At 73.1% G+C, this 22261-nt stretch carries 18 protein-coding genes; 7 read left to right on the top strand and 11 right to left on the bottom strand.

The annotated features are described in order from the left end of the window. The first annotated feature begins 981 nt into the window (after positions 1–981). The 3 genes from A3IG_RS28620 to A3IG_RS0104895 all read left to right on the top strand — a co-directional run bounded on the left by A3IG_RS28620 (position 982) and on the right by A3IG_RS0104895 (position 3506). Entirely contained in the window at positions 982–1554 is a 573-nt protein-coding gene (locus A3IG_RS28620) for an SMI1/KNR4 family protein (protein ID WP_018382428.1), read from the top strand. A 310-nt stretch (positions 1555–1864) separates the two neighbouring features. After that, positions 1865–2416, top strand: coding sequence for a GNAT family N-acetyltransferase (locus A3IG_RS0104900; protein WP_026219900.1), 552 nt, complete (start codon positions 1865–1867; stop codon positions 2414–2416). 124 nt (positions 2417–2540) lie between these two features. Then, positions 2541–3506, top strand: a complete 966-nt coding sequence (locus tag A3IG_RS0104895; protein ID WP_018382426.1) for an aldo/keto reductase — start codon at positions 2541–2543, stop codon at positions 3504–3506. Positions 3507–3588: 82 nt separating this feature from the next. Here A3IG_RS0104895 and A3IG_RS0104890 read toward each other — a convergent pair whose 3' ends face one another. From A3IG_RS0104890 to A3IG_RS28610, 6 genes are all read right to left on the bottom strand, one after another. Then, on the bottom strand, positions 3589–4005 hold the full coding sequence (locus A3IG_RS0104890) for a lamin tail domain-containing protein (RefSeq protein ID WP_018382425.1): 417 nt from the start codon (positions 4003–4005) through the stop codon (positions 3589–3591). A 250-nt stretch (positions 4006–4255) separates the two neighbouring features. After that, positions 4256–5407: a zinc-binding dehydrogenase gene (locus tag A3IG_RS0104885; protein ID WP_018382424.1), complete on the bottom strand. Its 1152-nt coding sequence runs from the start codon at positions 5405–5407 to the stop codon at positions 4256–4258. A 76-nt stretch (positions 5408–5483) separates the two neighbouring features. Beyond that, entirely contained in the window at positions 5484–6749 is a 1266-nt protein-coding gene (locus tag A3IG_RS0104880; RefSeq protein ID WP_018382423.1) for a phenylacetate--CoA ligase family protein, read from the bottom strand. After that, positions 6749–7579, bottom strand: coding sequence for a HesA/MoeB/ThiF family protein (locus A3IG_RS0104875; protein WP_018382422.1), 831 nt, complete (start codon positions 7577–7579; stop codon positions 6749–6751). The genes A3IG_RS0104880 and A3IG_RS0104875 overlap by 1 nt, the downstream gene beginning before the upstream one ends. Positions 7580–7627: 48 nt before the next feature. Further along, complete coding sequence (locus tag A3IG_RS31755; protein WP_018382421.1) at positions 7628–8413, bottom strand: alpha/beta hydrolase; 786 nt, start codon at positions 8411–8413, stop codon at positions 7628–7630. An 86-nt stretch (positions 8414–8499) separates the two neighbouring features. Then, a complete protein-coding gene (locus A3IG_RS28610; protein WP_018382420.1) occupies positions 8500–9819 on the bottom strand; it encodes a cysteine desulfurase in 1320 nt (439 codons plus the stop codon). Positions 9820–10806: 987 nt separating this feature from the next. Here A3IG_RS28610 and A3IG_RS0104860 point away from each other — a divergent pair. Further along, positions 10807–11166, top strand: coding sequence for a hypothetical protein (locus tag A3IG_RS0104860; RefSeq protein WP_157862366.1), 360 nt, complete (start codon positions 10807–10809; stop codon positions 11164–11166). A gap of 164 nt (positions 11167–11330) precedes the next feature. Here the strand turns inward: A3IG_RS0104860 and A3IG_RS0104855 are convergent, their stop codons facing one another. Genes A3IG_RS0104855 through A3IG_RS0104845 form a run of 3 tightly spaced genes read right to left on the bottom strand, consistent with a single transcriptional unit; the run spans position 11331 to position 14496 of the window. Then, complete coding sequence (locus A3IG_RS0104855) at positions 11331–12119, bottom strand: ABC transporter permease subunit (RefSeq protein ID WP_018382418.1); 789 nt, start codon at positions 12117–12119, stop codon at positions 11331–11333. Further along, the gene (locus A3IG_RS35660) at positions 12116–13570 is read right to left on the bottom strand and encodes an ABC transporter permease subunit (protein ID WP_018382417.1); all 1455 of its coding nucleotides are present in this window, start codon (positions 13568–13570) and stop codon (positions 12116–12118) included. The genes A3IG_RS0104855 and A3IG_RS35660 overlap by 4 nt, the downstream gene beginning before the upstream one ends. Further along, positions 13570–14496: an ABC transporter ATP-binding protein gene (locus A3IG_RS0104845; protein ID WP_018382416.1), complete on the bottom strand. Its 927-nt coding sequence runs from the start codon at positions 14494–14496 to the stop codon at positions 13570–13572. Before A3IG_RS0104845 ends, A3IG_RS35660 begins: the two co-directional genes overlap by 1 nt. Before the next feature lie 165 nt (positions 14497–14661). Here A3IG_RS0104845 and A3IG_RS0104840 point away from each other — a divergent pair, with 165 nt between their 5' ends. Together A3IG_RS0104840 and A3IG_RS0104835 are read left to right on the top strand one after the other, a co-directional pair. Then, positions 14662–15741: a sensor histidine kinase gene (locus A3IG_RS0104840; protein ID WP_051087387.1), complete on the top strand. Its 1080-nt coding sequence runs from the start codon at positions 14662–14664 to the stop codon at positions 15739–15741. Then, positions 15738–16430, top strand: a complete 693-nt coding sequence (locus tag A3IG_RS0104835) for a response regulator (RefSeq protein ID WP_018382414.1) — start codon at positions 15738–15740, stop codon at positions 16428–16430. Before A3IG_RS0104840 ends, A3IG_RS0104835 begins: the two co-directional genes overlap by 4 nt. A gap of 56 nt (positions 16431–16486) precedes the next feature. On the opposite strand, the gene A3IG_RS28605 is transcribed toward A3IG_RS0104835, so the two are convergent. Then, positions 16487–19231 carry a family 20 glycosylhydrolase gene (locus A3IG_RS28605; RefSeq protein WP_078500049.1) on the bottom strand — a complete coding sequence of 915 codons (2745 nt, stop codon included), beginning with the start codon at positions 19229–19231 and terminating at the stop codon, positions 16487–16489. Positions 19232–19440: 209 nt separating this feature from the next. Here A3IG_RS28605 and A3IG_RS35655 point away from each other — a divergent pair, with 209 nt between their 5' ends. Then, entirely contained in the window at positions 19441–20364 is a 924-nt protein-coding gene (locus A3IG_RS35655) for a helix-turn-helix domain-containing protein (RefSeq protein WP_018382412.1), read from the top strand. On the opposite strand, the gene A3IG_RS31750 is transcribed toward A3IG_RS35655, so the two are convergent. Further along, a complete protein-coding gene (locus A3IG_RS31750; protein WP_018382411.1) occupies positions 20355–22133 on the bottom strand; it encodes a hypothetical protein in 1779 nt (592 codons plus the stop codon). The genes A3IG_RS35655 and A3IG_RS31750 overlap by 10 nt on opposite strands. Positions 22134–22261 lie beyond the last annotated feature (128 nt).

Genomic DNA, 22261 nt, shown 5'->3' with positions numbered 1-22261 from the left:
TTCGCCCTGCCCCGCACCGGAGCCACCGTCGCTGCCCGAATCCCTCTCCCACTGAACGACCCCGAAAACACGAGCACCCCACGGCTCCGACCGGCGCGGAACACGGCCGGTGGCGGCACTATGCCCGCCACGTCCGGCCTACGCGCACGAACAGCGACCCAAGGCAGGCCGCCGGGCTCGTGCTCCTGGTCGAGCCGCACGTCCGGCCCACCGGCCGACCCCGCCCCGGAGGACGGCGGCGCCCAACCGACTGACGGGGGCGGGGCAGGCCGGCGGCTCCGCACGTCAGCGGCGCACCGGTGCGGCACCGGTGGAGTGTGGCCGCGGTGTCCGCGCCACGGGACTGTCGGACTGGCCATCAACGACATCGACATGCCCGACTTGGGGTCCCCGACAGGGCGATCCACCTCGAATACATGACATCGAAAACGATGTCAATATTACACAGTCTGCGGCACGCTGCTCTTGATAGCGTCCTGCCTCAAAGCAAAGGAGAAAGCTTGTGGAACGCCCTTTAGGATCGACTCCATTCACGCCAGTCCTGCGCACACTCACGGGCCTACTGGGTGCAGCCTCTTTCGGGACAGGGGTGCTCACAGTATTCGTGACACGGAACGGGACTGGCACGGGGGTTCTGTTCGCCTTCGGCGGCGTCTTACTCGCCCTTGCCCTGTTCGGTAACCGCATCGAGAGCTTCGAACTTGGAAGCAGTAGCGGGCCAGGGCGTCGAGGACGACGGCTCCTCGGTCGAGGTGTGGCTGGACTTCCTGCTCACGCTGGGCGCTCCCGGTACCACGGTCTCCACTCCCGAACCAGAATCCACGTCGAGGAGGAAAGGCAGACCGTCCACTGCAAAGTCGCCCCGAGGTACAAGGGCGCGGACAACCTGTTCCGGAAGCCGGGATGAATTGACGCCCCCATCCGGCTCGACGTAGATTCCTGTTGACCTGCTGTCCCTGAAAACCCAAGAGGATGCGCTCAATGTCAATTCTGGACGAACTCGCTGCGATGATGCCGCCGTCGTCGCAGGGCGGTGGTCCGTCGGTCTCCTGGGAGGAGCACGAAGCGTCTTGGGGAGTTCCCTTCCCCAGCGACTACCGCGCCTTTATAGGAAGCTACGGTGCCGGCGCGATCGAGGGCTACCTGGTGATCCTCGAGCCAGAACCGTGGGAGGCGCAGCGGATCGGCGACGGAATGTCTCCGGAGACGGAGAATGCGCGTAACACCTGGGACCGGGAGCCCGCGAAGGACTTATCGGTGGACTCCCCTCCGGCCCTCATCACTTGGGGAGTCAGCGCGAGCGCGGACATCCTCTGCTGGGATGCGTCGGGTGCGGTCCCGGAGGAATGGCCCGTGCTGGTGCGGAATCGCGGCTCCCACGAGTGGCGTCGCTACGAGTGCGGCATGGTCGAATTCCTGCGCAGGACGCTGCAAGGAGAGCTGGACAGCAACCCGCTTGGTGACCTCGCCCTCTGGCGGAACCAGCGCGCCAAGTTCCTGAGCAGGGAGGAAGAAGAGCGGCTCTTCGGCGAGGGGATCGATCCCTGGGAATGACCCGGTGACCGGTTCACTCGCGCGGCGCCCTGCCAGGTTCTTCGGGCGGGCCGCCGCGCTTTCTCCCGGCGCCCCGATGAGGGCAGTGCGGATGAGACGTCAGACGGCACCTCGCCTCGGGGACCAGCAGCCCTCCTCGTCCGTCCAGTCCCGCAAGAGTCCTGGGTGGATGAGGATTTGTTCACCGGCCACCGGATGAAAAAAGGGGGAATGGGGCGCTGCGGAAAGTAAAGTCACAAAGGGGCCGAAAACGGCAACTGGGTCCACTATGGAGCCCGGCTGGACAATCCAGCTATTAGTCTTCGGCACCATGGACATTCGAGCAGAGCTGCCCGGTGACGAGGAAGCCGTGGGGGAACTCCACCGCCGGGCCTTCGGCGACCACGGAACCCTGGTGGCCGAGTTGACGGGGACCCTGCGCGACACCCTGGTCGCCCCCGACCACGGGCTGTCCCTGGTCGCCGAGGAGGACGGACGGGTGGTGGGGCACGTCATGTTCAGCCGTTGCCTGCTCGACGCCCCACGGCGCCTGGTCCCCGTGCAGGTGCTCAGCCCGCTCGCCGTGTTGCCGGGTCACCAGCGACGGGGGGTGGGGTCGGCCCTGGTCCGGAAGGGGCTGTCGCTGACCGCCGAGCGTGGCGTTCCGCTCGTCTTCCTCGAGGGCGACCCGGGCTACTACGCGCGCCTCGGTTTCCAGCCCGGCGGGGAACTGGGCTTCCGCAGGCCGTCCCTGCGCATCCCCGACGCCGCCTTCCAGGTGTTCCGGCTTCCGGCGTACGAGGCGTGGATGACGGGGACGCTGGTGTACTCCGAGCCGTTCTGGCGGCACGACGCCGTGGGCCTGCGGGACGCCGACGCCTGACCCGGGTGGCGCCGGGCCCGCGAAAACCCACCTGACGGCGCCGCGCCCGTCGCCTATCGTCGGCGTGATCCCTGCCCGGGCCCCGGCTCGGCCAGGACCGGGCGTACGACATGGAGGACGACGGGTGCGGTACCGAGAACTGGGACACAGTGGACTGTCCGTCTCCGAGATCGGGTACGGGGCGTGGGGGATCGGCGAGTCCCGGTGGGTGGGTGCCACGGAGGACGAGTCGGTGCGCGCCCTGCACCGCGCCATCGACCTCGGCGTCAACGTCATCGACACCGCCCGCGGCTACGGCGAGAGCGAACGCATCGTCGGCCGGGTCGTCCGCGAACGGTCCGGTGACGAGGTGTACGTGGCGACCAAGGTGCCGCCGAAGAACCGCGTCTGGCCGGCGCCGTACGGCCTGGACCCGGCCGAGACGTTCCCGGGCGCGCACATCCGCGAGAGCCTGGAGACCAGTCTGCGCGCCAGCGGCCTGGACCACTTCGACGTGCTCCAGTTCCACACCTGGAGCGACGACTGGGTCGGCCGCGGCGACTGGCTGGAGACGATCGCCGACCTCAAGCGCGAGGGGAAGATCCGCCTGTTCGGCGTCTCCGTCAACGACCACCAGCCCCAGAACGCGCTGGCGCTGGTGCGCAGCGGCGCCGTGGACAGCGTGCAGGTGATCTACAACGTCTTCGACCAGGCGCCCGCCGACGAACTGCTGCCGGCCTGCGCCGAGCACGGTGTGGGGGTGATCGTGCGGGTGGCGCTGGACGAGGGCGGCCTCACCGGCCGGATCACCGCGGACACCACCTTCCCCGAGGGCGACTGGCGCAACCAGTACTTCCGGGGGGACCGCCCCGCGCAGGTCGAGCGGCGGGTGGCGGCGATCGTCGCAGACCTCGGGATCTCCACCGAGGAGATGGCCGAGACGGCGCTGCGGTTCGTGCTGAGTTCCCCGGCGGTCTCCACGGTCATCCCCGGGATGCGGACCGTGCGCAACGTCGAGCGCAACGCGGCGGTCAGCGACGGGCGTGGGCTCACCGCCGACCAGCTCGCCGTGCTGGCCCGGCACCGGTGGCAGCGGGACTTCTACTCCTGAACCCGGGGGCCGTGCCGGTGCGGGCCGTCGGACCGACGTGCCCCGCACCGGGTCCGGGCGAGGCACCGCTCGGCAGCGACGGTCAGCACATCCTGTAGTCGTACCGCGAGCTGTTGTAGGCGCAGGTGTCCACGACGGTGCCGGTGGACCGCTTCAGCGTGGCCTTGTCGCTGGTGTTGTTCCAGACGTACCAGCTTCGCCCCCAGTACCGGGTGGTGGCGGTGTTGGTGCCCCTGCCGGTGCGGACGGTCACCGTCTTGCCGGCGCCGAGGGTGTAGGTGCCGAAGGTGTACGTGTAGCCGGTGTTGTCCCTGACGGTCCAGCCCCTGAGGCTGACGCCGCGGGTGGTGGTGTTGCGGATCTGCACGTACTCGCCGTTGATCGAGGTGTTGCCGCCGCGGTCGGTGCCGGGGCTGTCGTAGTACACCTTGTACAGGTGGACGGAACCGGCGGCCTGGGCCTGCGAGGGAAGCAGGGCGACGCCTGCGGCTGCGGCCATGGCGACGGCGGCGGCTAAGGGGCGGGTGGGTCTCAAGGCGAACCTCACGGGATCGGGCCGGGAGCCCTGGTCGGCCCCGGCGGAGCCGCCAGCCTAGGGACCCGCGGCGGTGCGCCGCCGTGCCGTTATCGAACTGGGACGCGTTCGACGGGACAATCGGCCGGGGGCCGTCGCGCCTTGTTCGCGAACCCGGTCGGCAGCGACCCGAACCCGCTGGCCCGCACGCGCACGGGCCAGCGGGTCGGCGGTCTCAGACCGGGTTGACCTCGAACACCGGGAAGTAGTCGTCCACCTTGCCGTCGGCGTACGCCTGCGACAGCCGGGCGACGTCCTCCCAGGGCGTCACCGAGGACACCTCGGGCAGCCAACCGTGCTCCTCCTGGAAGGCCACGGCGTCGTCCACCTCCCAACGCGCCGCGGCGTGGGTGTGGATGTGCTGGTGGCGCTCGATGCACTCGACGGCCCGCAGGTACTCCGTCGCCATGCCGTGCTTCCAGCCGCAGGTCGCGATGACGCCCTCCCGGTCCAGGGCCCGCAGCGAGGCCCGGTACACGGGGCCGCCGATGTTGTCGACGACGATGGACGCGCCGTGGCCCCCGGTGAACGCGCGCACCTCGGCCAGGAACCGCCGTTCACTGGCGCGGTACGCCCGCCGGTACCCGGGGTCCTCGGCGAAACGCGCCGCGTCGTAGGCGAGGCCGGGGAAGGTGGAGCGGTCGATGGGGTGGACCCCCTTGGACGCGATGAGGGCGAGCCGGCTCGGGGACGAGGCGATCACGGCGGCGCGGGCCCCGTCCTTGATCTGGGCCAGTTCGGCCTGCGCCAGACCCACGCCCCCGCCCCACGCCACCACGTACGGCGTCTCGTCCCCGGGCACCTGTAGCCGCCACGTCCCGTACGCCAGGCGCCAGTTCGACCAGGCCGTCCAGTACCGGGCGTAGGTGGCCCACTGGACCAGCGAGTGGCGGCTGCCCCGCGGCACCGGGAGCAGCAGCCGGGCCGGCACCACGGTGCGCTTGGCGAGCACCCCCATGGAGCCGGGGCCGTCGTAGCCGTGGACGAGCTTGACGTAACCCCAGCGGTCCAGCACGTTGCCGCAGACCAGGAAACAGACGTCGCCCTCCCGCAGCCCGGTCACGTCCCGCCCGGTGCGCAGCACCCGCAGCAGGCCGCAGTTGCCGAGCACCACGCGCTGCTCCCCGCGGGCGGCGACGATGTCGATGGGTTTGCGCTCCAGGGCGTGGGTCATGTTCGCTTCCCAGCACCCGTAGAGCGGCTCGGTGAGGACGTCGAGCGGACCCAGTTCGGGCAGCTCCACCTCCTCCAGGCGCAGTTCCCCCGGTGACTCGGGCGACCGGCCGTCCGTGCCCGCCCGGTACAGCACCCAGGCCTCGGCCCTCATGCGCTCGCTCCTTCGCTGCCGTGCCCCGGCCGGCCGGTGGGTCCGCGGTCGGCCGGGGTGTCCGTCGCCGCGCCCTTCAGCTCGCCCATGTGATGTCGCCCCCGCCGTCGTGCTCGACGATCCGCGACATCGGTTTGCGTCCGCGGATGCCCCGGTAGTCGTAGAGCTCCCCGGGGCGGAACGTCTCGACGTCCACGGGGACGCCCAGTCGTTCGGCCGCCGTGCCGGCCAGGGTCCGGCCCACGTCGTCGGCCGCCCCGGCGCGGGTCTCCACCTGGATCAGCACGCGTGGTCCCGGGTGGACCTCGATCCGGTACCAGGGTCCCGCCTCGACCTGGTAGACGAGGTCCTCGAGGTCGATGGGGGTCCAGGTGCGGTCGCCGACGCGGATCTGGCCGCCGGCGCGGCAGCGGTAGTCCAGGGTGGGACTGGACTGCCCGCAGGGGCAGGGGTCCCACGCGACGGTGACGACGTCCCGGATGGCGTACCGCAGCACCGGCATGGCGCGCGGCGCCAGTGTGGTGATCACCAACTCGCCGGTGACCGGCTCCCGGGCGCCACCCGCCGCCGCTGACCCGTCGGGCACGAGCAGTTCCCCGTAGAGCGAGCCCTCACGGAAGTGCGCCCGGCCGTGGTCACAGGGGATGGCCACCGCCCCCAGCTCGCTGGCGCCGAAGAAGTTGACGACCTGCGCCCCGTAGAGCCGTTCCAGGTGGGCCCTGCGGGCCGGTGACGACGGTTCGGAGCTGACCATGATCACCTCGATGCCCAGGCTGGCGGGATCGACCCCCTCGTCGGCCAGGATCTGCGCGTAGCACTCCGCGTCGACGGGCAGGCAGAGCAGGCCCCTGGGGCGGAGCTTGCGGATGATGGCCACGGCGCGCTCCGGCGGGCACACCGTGGTCCGGGTGCTGACCGGGATCTCGACCGCCCGCGCGGCCCGCAGCAGCATGGAGGTGGCCTGGCCGACGAACCCCATCTCGTAGGGGAGCGCGTTGGCGACCGGCACGCCCGGCTGGAGGAGCTTGGTCAGCGCGGTGGGCAGCCGGACCTCGCTGCCGATGCCGACGATGTCCTCCATGCGGTGGAAGGAGCTGAGCGGTTCGCCGGTGGTTCCCGTGCTCTCGCAGTACAGCAGGTAGCCGCCCAGCATCTGCTGCGGGACGAAGTCGTAGGGCGAGTGCCCCCGCACGTCGGCGCGGGTGAGCAGGGGGAGGTCCGCGAAGGCCGGGGTCGGTGGCGCCAGCCGGCCGGACCAGAACGGGACGTCCCTGGCCAACCGGCCGACCAGCGCCTCCAACTCCTCGGCGGGCACCCGTCGGTTGATCGCCACGGAGTCCATCAGCCCTGGTCCTTCCGGGCCCCGACGACGCCCACGACGTCCCAGGGCTGGCCGGTGAGGGTGTCGAAGGACAGCACGTCGGGGGCGACGAAGCGGTGGCCGCGGCCGATCCGCCACTTGATGGTCTCCGCCGTCGCGTACGAGGAGACCAGGAAGGCGACGGGGGCCAGCACCTTCATCGTCGTGCGCCCGGCCGGGAAGTCGGCGCTGAACTCGTCGGTGAAGCCGCCGCTGGCCGCCATGAAGCGGCGCTTCTCGCGGTCGGTGGCCGCGGCGATCTCCTCGGGGCCGTCGTCCTCACCGATGCCGAGGAACCACCGCAGCGTGGGCAGCGCCTGCGGGCCGTGCAGGGTGGTGACGAAGCCGCGGAAGCCGACCGCGCTCATCACGGTCACCGGGACGTCGAGTTCGGTTGCGGCCTGGACGAACGGCAGGATGGCCGCCCGGTTGTCCACGGCGATGATCGCGTGGTCCATGCCGTCGAGGAACTGTCTGCCCTCCTCGACCGTGGTCAGCCGCAGGTCCTGGATGTCCGCCTTGATCTCCGGGTTGATCTCCTGGAGGGCGGTCCGGGTGACGTCGGCCTTGCTCTGCCCGAGGGTGGCGGCGGAGGCGAAGACCTGCCGGTTGACGTTGGTGGCGTCGAACACGTCGGGGTCCGAGCCGCGGATGGCGCCCACGCCGCTGCGGGCCAGCAGCATGGCGGCGGTGCCGCCACCGGCGCCGAGCCCGGCCACGGCGACGGAGGTCTCACGCAGGATGCGCTGCTCGTCCGGGGAGACGACCCCGACGGAGCGGTCGGTGAGGGAGTCGTAGGTCAGTTGGGTCACGGTGCTTCTCCTGGGGGTGGGGACGGGAGGGAACCCGCCGGCGGGGGATCAGGGGCGTGTGGGTGCGGCGGGCGCACGTCGGGGGACGGCGGCCAGGAAGGCGAGGGTGAGGCGGCACGCCTCCTCCCGGTCGGCGGCGAGGGGGACGGCGTGGCCGGAGCGGGGCAGGACGTGGAGGCTGGTGGCGGCGGAGCGCAGCCGGGCCTCGACGCGACGCAGTTCGGCCGCGGGGACCAGGGGGTCCTCGGCGCCGCCGATGATGGCCACCGGGCAGTGCACGCGGCGTGCCGCGGCGGCGACGGCGGCCTTGAGCCGGAGGTTGGTGCACAGGGCGGACACGGGCATGCCCCGCGCCGCGGGGCTGTTCCCGCGGGCGCCGGACGGGGGCCCGTTGAGTCCGATCCGTCGCCAGGGCACGGTGTCCCGGCGGGCCAGGGCGTAGCCGGCGAGGGTCAGGCGGTCCCTGACGGAGATCCTGATCGACGGGGCCATCAGGACGGCGGCGTCGGGGGGACGCTCCGAGGCCGCGGCGTGGAGGGCGAGGGTGGCGCCGAGCGAGTGGCCGACCACGAAGACCGTGGGGCACTCGTCGCGGGCCCGCGCCAGCGCCCGTTCGGTGGCCGAGGCCCAGTCCGACCAGTGGACCTCGGCCAACGCCGGTGGCACAGTGCCGTGTCCGGGCAGGCGCGGGGTGAACGTGCGGTAGCCCTGCTCACGGAGTCGTGGCTCGACGTGACGCCAGATCCCGGGCCCGGTGCCGAAGCCGTGGAGCAGCACCACGGCCGCGCCGGGTCTGGTGGGAGCGGGTCTGGTGCCGTCGGGTTCGTCGCTCATCACTCATCGCTCACCTTCGCAGGCGGACGGGGCAGGGGAGGGGGAGACGGCGGCGCCTCCGGCCGCCCGGGAACTCCGCGTGTGGGCTAGGCGCCGACGCCGAGGGCGTGGGAGACCTCGCGCAGCCCGTGGACGAACGCGTCGATCTCGTCCCTGGTGGTGTAGAGGTGGAAGGACGCCCGCGTGGTGGCCGGCAGTTTGAACCGCACGCACGCGGGGCGGGCGCACAGGTGGCCGACGCGGACCGCGATCCCGAGGGCGTCGAGTCCCCGTCCGATGTCCTCGGTGTCGGCGTCGCCGAGCGCGAAGGAGATGGCGCCGCCCCGGTCGCGGGGGCTGGTGGGGCCGAGGACGCGCAGGTGGTCCACCTCGGCGAGGGCTTCGAGGGCGTAGGCCGTCAGGTCGCGCCCGTGGTCGGCGACGGCCTCCATGCCCAGCGTCTCCAGGTAGCCGACGGCGGCGCCGAGACCGATGGCCTGGGCGATGACCGGGGTACCGGCCTCGAAGCGGTAGGGCGGCTGGGCGTAGGTGGAGGAGGCCATGGTGACCACCTCGTTCATCTCTCCGCCGGTGAGGAACGGCGGTAGCGCGGCGAGCAGGTCGTACCTGCCCCACAGCACGCCGATGCCGGTGGGGCCGCACATCTTGTGCCCGGAGAAGGCCATGAAGTCCACGCCGAGCCGTTCGACGTCCACCGGCATGTGCGGGACCGACTGGCAGGCGTCGAGCACGGTGAGGGCCCCGACCCGCCGGGCGCGCGCGGTCAGGAGCTCCACCGGGTTGACCGTGCCGTAGATGTTGGACTGGTGGGTGAAGGCGACCACCCTGGTGCGTTCGGTGATCACACGGTCGAGGTCATCGAGGTCCAGCCGTCCCTCGGGGGTGATGGTTAACCACCTCAGGGTGGCCCCGGTGCGCTGGCACAGCACCTGCCAGGGGATCAGGTTGGAGTGGTGTTCCATCTCGGTGATGACGACCTCGTCGCCGGGGCCGATCCGGAAACGGTCGCCGCAGCCGAGCTGGTTGGCGTTGCCGAGGGCGTAGGCGACGAGGTTCAGCGCCTCGGAGGCGTTCTTGGTGAAGACGATCTCCGCGGTGTCCACCGCCCCGACGAATCCGGCGACCCGGGCGCGGGCCTGCTCGTAGAGCTCGGTGGCCTCCTCGGCCAGGGCGTGCACCCCGCGGTGGACGTTCGAGTTGTGGAAGGCGTAGAAGTCGCGCTCGGCGTCGAGCACGGCCCACGGCTTGTGGGCGGTGGCGGCGCTGTCCAGGTAGACCAGTGGCCGTCCGTCGCGGACGGTCCTGGACAGGGCGGGGAAGTCCTTGCGGACCGCCCCGATGTCGTACCCCGCCTCGCCGCCGCCCTGTCTGCCGGTGGTGCCCGATGACCCGTGGCCAGTAGCCATGACATCCCCAATCCGGGAAGGGGAACGGGCCAGCGCCGTCCCTCGTGCCGACATGGCCGTGCGAGAGCCCTGGAGGTGTCAGATCAAGTCAGGTGGGCTCGCCATGAGGAAAGCACCGAACGATCAAGTTTCAGCAGGGTCATGACACGACTATTTGCTATCTCTTTACCTGTTGGTTCGTCAGCTCAACGGAGTCTCGGAGCCCGCAACGGTGCCGCTCGCAGCCGCGTCGAGCCTCCCCCGCGGCAGTCGCTTTGTCGACGTGGTCAACGGCCGCGCCGCGGGCGACCGACCCGGCGACGCAGCCGCCGCCCGGGGCGGAACGGGAGCGGGCGATCCCCTCGGCGCTGCCCCGCCGCGCCGTGGCCGGTGGCGCAAAGACGCCCTTCCCACGGGCCGTCCCCGGCCACACCGGTGCCGTGCACTCGGCCCGCGTCCTGGTCTCGCCGGTCGTGTTGGTTCCCCGCAGCCGGCGGGAGACGGGGTTCCTGGTGGCGCGGTCCCCGTGGGAGAGCGCAGCGGCGGGCCGCGGCGTGGGGATGCCGGTGGGCGGCGGCGTCTCGGTACGCTGCGACCTGGTCGCCTCCTGTGTCCGCAGGTGGATGACTGGCCCCGGCCACACGGAGGTGCGCCTCCGGCCGGGGCCGTCGCGCGTGAGCAGCGTGGGCCGCCTTCCCTGTCTGTGGGGAACCCCCTACAGCCTGGAGAGCGGCCCAACCCAACGAGAGGGACCGCGACCGAGGAGGCGCAACGGGTGTTCGACGCCATCGACGCGCTCGCGGGAGATCACCGATCCCGAGGAGCGGGCGGTGGCCCCCTGAAGGCACGACCGGACCGGAACAGGAGGCTGGGGGAACCGAGGCACGGCTGCTCCGGGTCCGGGAGGAACTGACCCGAGAAGAACAGAGAGTTGAACAGCACATGCGTCCGGACCGCTTCGAATCGTTTCTGATCTCCCTGGCGAAGACGGGGGAAGGAGCCCGCCAGGTGTCCACGCTCAGGGATGCCGGCGACACCACACACCCCTACGGCATCGCCGTCACGCTGGGAGACCGGGAGGTGCGCTACCAGATCACGGCCCAGTCCGCCCCGGGTGAGCGGTACGAGCAGCCCGAGGAGCCCGTGGAGGGGGAGCCGGCGCCGACCATGGGCGACCCCGTCGTTCCGGCCGGCCCGGTGGGCCCCGGCGAAGCCGAGGGGTGGCTGGCAGCGGTGCTGGCCGCGGCACGCTCGCCGGAGGTGCAACGGGTCGAGCGCTGGTCGGTGCGCGAGGGGGCGCACGGCGGGCACGCAGGCGTGACAGCGCACTTCCACAACGGCGGACGCGCTTTCGTGCGGGTGATGTAGCTCCTGCAAGGGGTGAGCCCCGGGGAGGAGGTGTCAGTGGTGCGACGTGATCCGTGTGAGGTGGCCGCCGGGTGTCCGGCGCCCCGTGCCCCCGCATCAGCCGCCCGACGACCGGAGGATGTGCCCGGGGGCCGGTCAGCCCGGCCGCCACGCTCACCCGGGCGTCACGGGTCGCGGGTCTCCAACAGCACCGCACCCAGCAGCAGGGCGGTCGCGGAGTAGGCGGCGAGGACGCCGAGGCCGGCCCACGGCCCGATCGGCAGCCGATCCAGGTCCCTCGTGGCCTGCACGGACAGTCCGGCGGTCATCGGTGCCAGCCTCTCGAGCCGGTCGTGCCACTGGGGGTCGGCGACGAGTTCGACGAGCAGCGGGACGACGTACAGCAGGCCCAGCGTGGTCGTGACCGCCCCGGCGGTGTCCCGGACGACGGTGCCCACGCCCAGCGCCAACAGGGCGACCAGCACCAGGTAGAGCACGGTTCCCACCGCCGCCCGCAGCGTGGGGCCGTCGGTGAGCGAGGGCGGGGGGTAGCCGTTGGCCGCGGTGAAACCGTTGCCGGGGAGGACCGCCCGCCCGGTCGCCAGCGCCCCCAGCACCCCGAGGACCCCCGCCGCCAGCACCGCGACGGTGACCACGACGGCCTTGGCCCACAGGACCCGGTGCCGGCGGGGGACCGCCGCCAGGGTGGTGCGGATCATCCCGGTGGCGTGCTCGTTGGTGATCGCCAGCACCGCGAGCACCACCACCGTGGCCTGCCCGAGCCGGGCCCCCAGCAGGCTCAACCGGGTGGTGTCCTCGTGGCACTCGGTCGGTGCCGGGCACTGGGAGACGTCCACCGACGCCACGGACGCGGCGCCCACGGCGACGACGGCGGCGACCGTGGCCGCCAACAGCCAGGCTGGCCCCCGGGTGGTGCGGAGCTTGGTCCACTCCGCGTGCACGGCGTACCTCACGCGTCCCCCCGCCGGAGCCGCCAGCCCGCGGCGACCAGGGTGACCGCGGCGTACCCGCACAGCACCCCGAACCCCGCCCAGGGACCGATCGCGGTGTCGTAGCGCACCACGGTCTGCTGGATCGCCAGGCCCGCGGCCGGGGTGAGCCGTTCCAACCAGCGGGCCGCCGAAAGCGGCATCCCCGACGCCACGACCTGCGGCACCAGTACCACCAGCAGGACCACGGTGATCGCCGCGGCGGCGCGGCGCAGCAGGGCGGCCACACCCAGGCTGAACACGGCCACCACGGCCAGCACGGCGGCGGTGCCCACCACCGCCCGCAGCACCGGCCCCTCGCTGAGTGCCGGCAGCACCAGGCCCGCCCCGGAGACCGCGTCGGCGAGCAGGAACGTGCCGAAGGCGGCGACGAGTCCGGCGACGAAGGTGACGGCGCCGATCACCACGGCCTTGGCGGCCAGGACCCGGCCCCGCCGCGGGCTGGCGGTGAACGTCGTGCGGATCACGCCCTGCCGGTACTCGGAGGTGACGAACAGCACGGCGAGCGCGACGATCGCCATCATCCCGACCAGGACGCCGCTGAGGACCATCTCGCTGGTGTCGTGCCCGTACTGGTACCGGCCGATGTCGCCGGCTCCGGTCACGGTGAACACCCCGTCGGGCCCCGCCTCCCCAGCCCGGGAGCGGTCCTGGTCGTGGTCCCGCGCACCGGGACCGGTCAGTGCCGAGGGGCCGTGCCCCCGCCAAGGCTCCCGCGGGTCGGGGTCCATGCGGACGCCGTCGAAGGACGCCTTCCCCACGGTGGGCACCGAGGTGACGTTCTCGCCGCCGAACTGCCGTTGCGCCCGCACCGCCTCGGGCGAGCCCACGAACAGGCCGGCCTCCGCCCGCGGCGGCAACCCGCGGAGCCGCACCGTGCCCAGCCGCCGCCAGTCGGTGCCGTCGGCCGACACCGACGCGGTGACCGACGCCCCGGAGCGGTCCAGGCGCAGCCAGCGCGGTCCGTCGTCGGCGCTACCGACGATGGAGAGGTGGGACTGGAACCGGACGCCGTGCTCGGGGGTGACCACCACCGCCGCGTAGGGGGCGCCCTGCCGGGTGCTCGTCCTGATCATCAGCCCGGCCTTGGCCCACGCGTGGCTGTTCTCCTGGTCTGCCACCCGGGCGACCAGGCTGCCGTCCTCCGCCAGCGGGCGGTGCAGGAACCGACCCCCGTCCTGGTACTGCACCCCCAGGTCCGGGGCGGGGCGTTCGCCGCCGCCGCCCCCGGCCGTCTCGGTGCCCGCCCCAGCGGCGACGAGCACTCCGGCGAAGACGGTGAGCACCACGGCGGCCACGAGGGCGAGCATCCAGCGGGGCACGGTCCGCAGCTTGGTCCACTCGGCCAGCAGCAGCCGGTCGAACCCGTCCCTGCCCCGCGGCACCGCGCTGCGGTACGGGGTCACGGCGGGCATCACGCCTCCCGGCCGGTGAGCGAGGTGAACTCCGTGGACTTCCGCGTGAGTTCCATGTACGCCTCCTCGAGCGAGGCGCGGTGCGCGGCGAGTTCCCGCACGGGAACGTCATGGGCGGCGAGCGTCGCGGCGACCCGTTCCGCGGGCAGCCCGGCGACGGTGAGCGTGTCCCGGTCCACGGCCGCCACCCGCGCGCCCTCCCCGGCGAGCAGGGTCATCGCCTCGGTGCGCCGTGAGGTCCGCACGGTGATCCACCCCCCGGACGCGGTGTCCAGGAGTTCCCGCACGCCGATGTCCGCGAGGAGCCGGCCCCGGCCGATGACCAGCAGGTGGTCGGCGGTGTCCTCGAGTTCGCTCATCAGGTGACTGGAGACCAGCACCGCCCGGCCCTCGGCGGCCAGGGACCGCAGGAAGCCGCGTATCCACCGGATTCCCTCCGGGTCCAGGCCGTTGACTGGTTCGTCGAACACCACCACGGGTGGGTCGCCGAGGAGGGCGGCGGCGATGCCCAGCCGCTGCCGCATCCCCAGGGAGAACCCCCCGGCCGGCCGCCGGGCCGCGGAGGGCAGCCCCACCAGCTCGATGACCTCGTCCACCCTCCGCCGTGGCAGGCCGTGCGAATGGGTCAGCCACAGCAGGTGGTCGCGGGCGGTGCGGGCCGGGTGGACCGCCGCGGCGTCCAGCAGGGCCCCGACGTGGTTCAGCGGGTGCCGCAGCGAGCGGTAGGGGCGCCCACCGATCAGCGCGCTGCCGGAGTCCGGCACGTCCAGGCCGAGCAGGGCGCGCATCGTGGTGGACTTCCCCGAGCCGTTGGGACCGACGAACCCCGTGACCCGTCCCGGGGGGACGACGAACGACAGGCCGTCCACGGCCAGCGTCGCCCCGTAGCGTTTGCGCAAGTCGCGCACCTCGATCGTGGCTTCCATGCCTCGAGGCTAGGAAGCCGGGTGGGCGCACGGCATCACCGCACGGGACCGACCGCCGGCCCCCGACCGGAGGGACCGGCCCACCGCCGTGTCCCTCCCAGGAGGGACACCGGAACTCCTGGCCACGGTGACGCCCCCGCCGTCGCGCTCGGTGACAATGGACCCATGAGGCAGGGGAACGCACTGATCAGGAGCGCGTTGACGGCAAGTCAGCGGATATCGCGCGCACCGGTGTTCCCCGCGGTGTCCGCCGGGGCCCTCGGGCTGCTCGCGGTGCTCGAGGTGGTCCTGCGGGGGGACGACGGGTCCGCGACACCCCCGGTCGCCCTGCTGCTCGCGCTGGCCGCCACCGTGCCGTTGGCCGTGGTGCGCGGCCACCTGCTGGCGGCGGCGACGGTGGTCACCGCGGCCACCGCGCTGACCTTCGCCACGCCCCGGCCGCCCACCGGCGCCGGCCTCACGGCGCAGCTCGCGGTCTGCTTCCTGCTCGGGCTGCGGCAGTCCCGCCGGCTCCGGGGCGCCGCCGAGGAACGCCACACCTCCAGGGAGACCCTGGAGAGCACGCTGCTCGAGCACGTCGCCAGGGGGGAGCGGGCCCGGATCGCCAGGGAACTCCACGACGTGGTCGCCCACCACATCTCGCTGATCGCCGTCCAGGCGGAGACGGCACGGTTCACCACCCCGGGACTGCCTCCCGAGGGGGAGCGGCGCCTGCTCGCCATCGGGGACACCGCCCGGGCGGCGCTGACCGAGATGCGCCGGCTGCTCGGGGTGCTCCGTGAGGACGCCGACACCGCACCCGCGCGGCACCCCCAGCCCGGCCTGGGAGAGCTCAACGAGCTGGTGGACGAGGCCAGGGACGCCTCGGGAGCCCCGGTGCGCCTCATCGTCCACGGCCGTGTCGGCGCCCTCGACCCCGGAGTGGAACTCGTCGCCTACCGCATCGTCCAGGAGGCCCTGAGCAACGCCCGGCGGCACGCCCCCGGCACCGCGGTGGACGTGGAACTCCACTACGCCGAGGACGCGCTGTGGGTTCGCGTCCGGGACAACGGGCCCGGGCCGGCGGACCCGACGGGCACCCCCGGCGCGCCGACCCGGACCCGGGGCCACGGGCTGCTCGGCATGCGCGAACGCGTGGCGACCGTGGACGGCGACCTGTGGACCGGGCCCGCACCGGTCAGCGGCTTCCTGGTGGAGGTCAGGCTGCCCACGGCCCGGAGCCACCAACCGGTGGTGGTCCGGTGAACGACCGACGGCCGGTGCGGATCGTGGTGGCCGACGACCAGCAGGTCGTCCGGGCCGGGTTCGCCGCGCTGCTGGACACCCAGCCCGACCTCACCGTGGTGGGGACCGCGGCCGACGGCGCGGAAGCCGTCCGGATCTGCGCCCGGTGCGACCCCGACGTCGTCCTCATGGACGTCCGCATGCCCACCGTGGACGGCATCGAGGCCACGGCGAGGATCACCGCCGCCGCGGGCGACCGGGACCGGCCGCGGGTGCTGATGCTCACCACCTTCGACCTGGACGAACACGTCTACGACGCGCTCAGCGCCGGCGCCAGCGGCTTCCTGCTCAAGGACGCCGCCGCCGAGCAGCTCTTCGACGCGGTCCGGGTGGTCGCCGCCGGGCAGGCCCTGCTGGCGCCCGCCGTCACCCGCCGCCTGATCGACGAGTTCGCCCGGCTGCGCCCCCGTGCCAGGCCCACCGGCACGGCCGACCCGCGGTCCGTGCTGACGCCGCGGGAGACCGACGTCCTGCGGCTGGTCGCCGAGGGGCTCTCCAACGCCGAGATCGCCGCGCGCCTGGTCGTCAGCGAGGAGACCGTCAAGACCCATGTGAGCCGGGTCCTGGCCAAGCTCGGCCTGCGCGACCGCACCCAGGCGGTGGTCAGCGCCTACGAGTCGGGCCTGGTGGTGCCGCGCACCGGCCGGTAGGGGCCGGCCCCGGCGCACCGGCCACGCGTGCACCGGCCGGTGCGCCGGGGCGGGCGTCAGGACACGGCGTCCACCGTGATCTCCGCGGCGCTGCCCCACGGCTTGCCGTTGACCTCGCTCAACTGCACGAGGCGGACGTACCGGGCGGTGGTCGTGGGGAACGGCACCCACTGGGCCGCCGTGGTGTTGGGGAACGTCCCGGTGGCCACCGGGGACCCCCAGGACGTCCCGTCGGTGCTCAGGTACACCTCGTAGTCCGCGAACCGGCCGTTGGCCGAGCCGCCCGAGGTGCCCTGGCGCGGCAGGTAGGTCACCGCGCACACGGAGGCCGTTCGCCCCAGGTCGAGTTGGATCTCGTGCGGGGGAAGCGGCTCCTTCGCCGACCACTCCGTGGTCCAGAAGGTCGCCGGGTCGCCGTCGATGACGTTCGTGGCCCGCCCGTTCTCCGCCGCGGTCTCCTCGCTGTCCACGTGGGCCACGGCGGTCGGCCGGGTGGGACCGGCCGCGCAGCTCAGCCGGACGGCCGCGGCGGTCCGCACGGTGTGCGCGGCCCCGTCCAGGGTGTAGCCGACGGTCGCGTCGAGCGCCGCGGTGCCGGCGGGCGCGTCCTTCGGCGGCGTCGCGGTGAACGTGGCCGTCCAGGACTCGCCGGGGGCCAGGGTCTCGGCGGTCCGCTGGTCGGGCAGGACCGTCCAGCCCCCGGCGCCCGCTGGCCGCACGGACACCCCGCTCACCGGCAGCGACGTGGTGTTCTCCACCTCCACGGTGAACGTGGCGCTCCCGCCGTCCACCACCGTCGTCACGTCGGTCCCCGCCGTCACCCGCACCGCGGGGACCAGGGCGAACGGGGTCGCCGGGTGACCGTCCGGCACCTGCTGGACCAGACCGCCGTCGGCGTTGACCACGGCCACCATGCGGGTGACCGCGTTGGTGAGGGTCGTGCCCTCGTCCGTCACGTCGAGCTGCCAGCGCTGGAGCCGGTTGGCGGGGTCACAGCTCTGCGCGGTGATCGGGGTGCCGGGCTGCAACGGGGTGTTGAGGTAGCGCGTGCCGACCCGGGCCTCCGCGCACCGCCCGGACGCCGTGTCCCGCAGCGTGTAGTAGCCGTCCCGGGTCGCGCCGAGGTCCCAGGCCGAGGTGGTCCCGGCCAGGGCGAGCGGGGCGCCCTCCGCCCCGTCGCCCGCCGCCAGGTACCGGTCGGCGCGGCCGAGGGCGTAGGTGCCCGGGGCCACCGGCGTCCGGTCCACGTTGTCGAACCCCGGGGCGCGCCCGACCGCGTCCACCCGGTCAGTGAACGCCGCGAAGTCCGCGTCCGGCCTCGGCTGGCCCCAGGTCGCCTGGGCGAGGAGCCGCAGCGGCACGAACATGTCGGACTCCACCTCGTTCTCGGTGGCGCCCGAGCCGTTGTCCGGCCACATGGTGACCTTCGCGCCCGTGACGCCGTCGCTCGAGGGCAGCGTCTCGCCGAGGAAGACGCGCGGGTTCCAACCCCGGTCGTACAGCCGCTTGCTGTTCACCCCGTAGGCGCCGCGCACGTGGTACAGGTCGTTGCTGGCGTTCATCAGCCGGTGCCCGCGGGCCAGCAACTGACCGGGCCTGACGTCGGTGCCGGTCCAGTGCTCCACCACGATGTCGGCGTCCAGTTCCTGGGTCGCGGCGGAGGTGATGCCGTCGTTCCAGATCCGCAGCGTCTTGCCCTTCGCCTTGACGTAGGCGTTGACCCGGTTGACGAAGTCGACGAACGCGTCCTGCGGGACGGCGTCGGGACCGAACTTCTCCTTGGCGTAGGCGGCGAGCTGCGGGTACCTCGAGTAGTCCGAACCGAGCATGTACTCGTCGGCCCCCATGTGCCAGTAGGGGGTGCGGAAGACCTCGAGGTACTCGTCGATGACGCCGGTCAGGAAGGTGAACGCCTCGGGCTTGGTGATGTCCAGCCGGCTGACCTGCTTGTTGCCGCTGGTGTCGGTGAGCTGGAGGTCCGGCCGGTTGCGTATCCAGGGCTCGATGTGGCCGGGGGAGTTGACCTCGGGGACCAGCGTGATGTGGTACTTGTCGGCGAGCCGCTGCAACGCGGCCACCTGCGCCGGGGTGTAGTAGCCCCACTCGTTGGCCTCGGGGTGGGCCCGGCTCTTGACCTTCAGTTCGATCCAGAGCTGGTTGAGCTTGAGGTACGCGGCGTCCTTCAGCAGACGTTCGAACCAGGCGGTGGAGACGTTGATGATGCAGGCGCACACCCCCACCCCGCGCTCGGCGTACTGCGGGACGTCCACGGTCCGCCCGGCCGGCACCCGGGTCCCGTTGCGCAGCAGTTGCAGCACGGTGCGGGTGCCGTAGAACGCGCCGGTGTCCGTCGCGGCGACGACGTCGATGGTGTCGCCGACCTCGAGGGCGTACCCCTGCGCGCCGAGTTCCGAACGGGAGCCGTCGAGGCGCAGCACGATGTCACCGGCCTTCGCCGCCGCGGTGGAGTGCACCACGGGGACGCGTTCGCCGGTCTCCCGCACCAGGTCGTCCGTGAAGGTCGCCGCGTCGTCGTGGACCGACTTCTGCCCGGGTTCCACCAGCACCCTGCTGTGGGAGGTGAACTCGAACGCGCCGTCCCGTGCCTGCCACTGGGACAGCGCGGGGACCGTGACCGGCGCGGACGCGGCCGGGGCGGCCCCACCCGTCGTTGCCCGCGCCGGGGCGCCGCCCAGCGACGTCAGGGCGGTCACCGCCGCGACGGCGGTGACCAACCAGGTCCGCGCGAGGGCGCGGCGCCGCCGATGGTGTCTGGGCCGATGGTGTCTGGATCTGTGCATGTCTCTCCTCGCGGGCGGCGGCGCGGGACCTCCGCGCCGCCTCGTGGGGGCGGGGCCACAGCCCGGTCCAGCGCCACGCGGGTCGGGTTCGGCGGGGAAAAGCGGGCGTGGACAGCGTGGTGCCTGTGGACCATGCTCGGGGGGACCCCGGCACCGCATCCATGGACTCGTCCCGGCGGTGGTTGGACTCAGTCCGAAAGGAAGGCCGCATGCGCACCGGCTCCCGGTTCCTGACCCCCGCCCCCGGTGTGGAGCAGCTCGGTCTGGCACTGACCGGGGTCGGATGGGTGGAGGACCAGTACCGGCGGCACATCGCACGGGTCATCTCCAGCTACTGCGCGGTGCTGGTCACCCGCGGCGAGGGATGGCTGCGCATCGGCTCGGGCCAGACCCACCGGGTCACCCCCGGAACGCTGCTGTGGTTGCGGGCGGGGGTCCCGCACAGTTACGGCCCCACCGTCGGCGCCACCTGGTCGGAACAGTGGCTGTTGTTCCAGGGCCCGGCGGCCGCGGCCTACGAGGGGCTCGGCCTGCTCGGCGTCGAGTCGCCCGTCGTCGGCACCGGGGACTCCGCGGACCTCCAACGGGCCTTCACCGCCGTCGTCGAGACCGCCCACCGCCCCGACTCCCTCCTGCGTGACCTGGAGGCGAGCGCCCTGCTGCACCGTCTGATCGCCACCACCGCGCGCCAGGACGCCCCGGGCCTGTCCCTGGCCCAACGGGCGGTCAGCGTCCTCGACGACCACCTCGACGAGCGCCCCAACCTCCGGGAGCTCTCCCGCCGCCTCGGGGTGTCCCCGGACACCCTCACCGCCAAGGTCCGCGGGCTCACCGGCTCCACACCCACCGACTACCTGCTGCGGCGCCGCCTCACCTACGCCAAGGGCCTGCTGAGCACCACCGACCTGACCGTGGCCGCGGTGGCGCGCGCCGTGGGGTACCACGACCCGGCGTACTTCAGCCGCCTGTTCTCCCGGCGCGTCGGGGTGCCCCCCACGGTGTTCCGGGCCCAGCAGGGCGCGTCGCGGGGGAGGCCGTCCGGCGAGGACACCCCACAGGCGTCGGTGCCCGCGCCGCGCCCCGGCACCGCGGCGGGGGTGGCGCGCCGCGGCCCGGGCACGTCTCAGCGCTGACCGGGCGCCCGCCCGGCCGGTGGCGGCACCCCGTCAGGACCGCGGGTGGGCGTCGCTGGCGTGGTGCCGGCCTCGACCACGTACACCCGCAGGCCCGTCAGTTGCCCCGCGAGCTGCGCGTTGAGGCCGCCGCGCCCGATCGCCGTGTTGCATTGGCTGCGCGGGACGGTGACCCGTGCCTGACGACCCTCGATGCGGACGTCGGAGACCTCCACCTTCGCCGGGGCCAGGGCGTTGGCCAGGTACGTGGCCGGGTCACTGGCGTAGTTGATGATCTCTATGCGCTCACTGGTCAGGCCGCGGGTCAGGAACCGGGCCGCCCGGCGGGGACGGTTCGCTCCCCCCTTGCCCACGCAGGTGCCCCGGGCGTCGATGCCGAGGTCCGCGGGGGCCACGGCGACCTTGGTCTGGGCTCCGGCGCACCGGGCGACGCCCTGGACCACGACCTGCCCACTGGCCAGCGACGGTACGAAACCGGCCAGGACCCGTTCCACCAGCTCCCCGTCCGTCAGCGAGAGCCGTGCCGTGGCGCCGCCCCCCGGACCGGGGACGGAGCCGACGACCAGCGCGACGACGGTGTCGCCCACCGTCGGGGGCCGGCCCCCGGCCCAGTTCCGAATCCGTCCCACCTCGGCGAACGGCAGCACCCCGGCGGACTGCCGGGGCCCGGTCGGGTTGGGGATCAGGCACCGGTAACCCGCCGGACCCCGGCCGACGATGTGGGCCACCACCGCGGTCCCGCGGGGCGGCGCCGCCGCACCCGGAGGGTCCAGGAGGAACGCCGCCGCCTGGTCCGGCGTCAGGTCGAGCGTCTCGGCCACCAGCCGGACCAGTGTGATCTTCTCCGCTTCGCAGTAGTGGCAGCGCAGCCGGTTGTCCGGGTGCAACCTCAGTGTCCAGTCCTCGCTGTGGCCGAGCGGGGCACGCGGGCAGGACCAGCCGGAGCCGTCGCCGGGGCGCGAACCCAGACGGGGCAGCACCTCCCGGGCGTCCACCGTGTTGGCTTCCGTGATCCGCTGGTTGAGCGGACCGACCGGCTGGGCGGGCACCGGCTCCGCCCTGGGCAGGGCGTTCCTGAGCATCCTGCGGTACTCCGCCGCGGCCCTCCTGATCGCCTCCAGGTCGATGCCCTGGTGGGGATCGGTCTTGCTGACGGGGAGGGGCTCCAGGCCGGTGGAGACGTAGGGGAACCGCAACGCGTCGCCCCGGCGCCGTAACCTCGCGACCTCGGCCAGCATGGCGAACGCCGCGGTCGCGGACCCCGGCGGAACCATCCGCAGCCGCGCGGCGCGGTGGACGACCCCCATGGCCCGCGGGTCCAGCTCCCCGTCGCAGTCCTCCGGGTAGAAGACCCACGGCAGGTCGGTCCTGCGCGGACCGCCGAGCTGCGCCCACATCAGGTGCGGCTCGGGACGCCGCGGCGCAACGAACTCCCCGGCCGGCCCGCCCGCACCGGGCATCTCCAGGACCGCCCCGTCGGCGTGGACGTCGATCCACCGGTTGAGGAACCCGTGCAGCGCGGCGTACGGCACCAGCCCCGTCGGGCCCGGCGGGGCCAGGAAGACGATGCGCGTGTAGCTGTCGGCCGTGGTCAGGCCGCTGTCGGCGACGGCGTCGAGGGCGGCCACGGCGTCGCGGACCGCGTCAACCGGCTGACCGCGGCGGTCCGTCCCGGGTCGCCAGGAGAGGCTGACCGTTTCCAGGCCGGGCGGCGCCGGCGGCGCGCCGGTCACCCGAACGGCGAGCAGGTAGTCCTCCAGGCAAGGCATGGTCCCCCTCCGCACGTGCCCGTGACGGCCGCCGGGGCACCGTCCCCGCTGCGACCACGACTCCGCATTCTCCCCCGCGGCCGTCCCCGGGCGAACCAAGGGGACCACCGGTCACTCCCGGCACGGCG

The organism is Wenjunlia vitaminophila DSM 41686 (genome assembly GCF_000380165.1).
GTDB classification, from domain to species: domain Bacteria; phylum Actinomycetota; class Actinomycetes; order Streptomycetales; family Streptomycetaceae; genus Wenjunlia; species Wenjunlia vitaminophila.
This window is presented reverse-complemented; position numbering and strand designations above follow the sequence as displayed.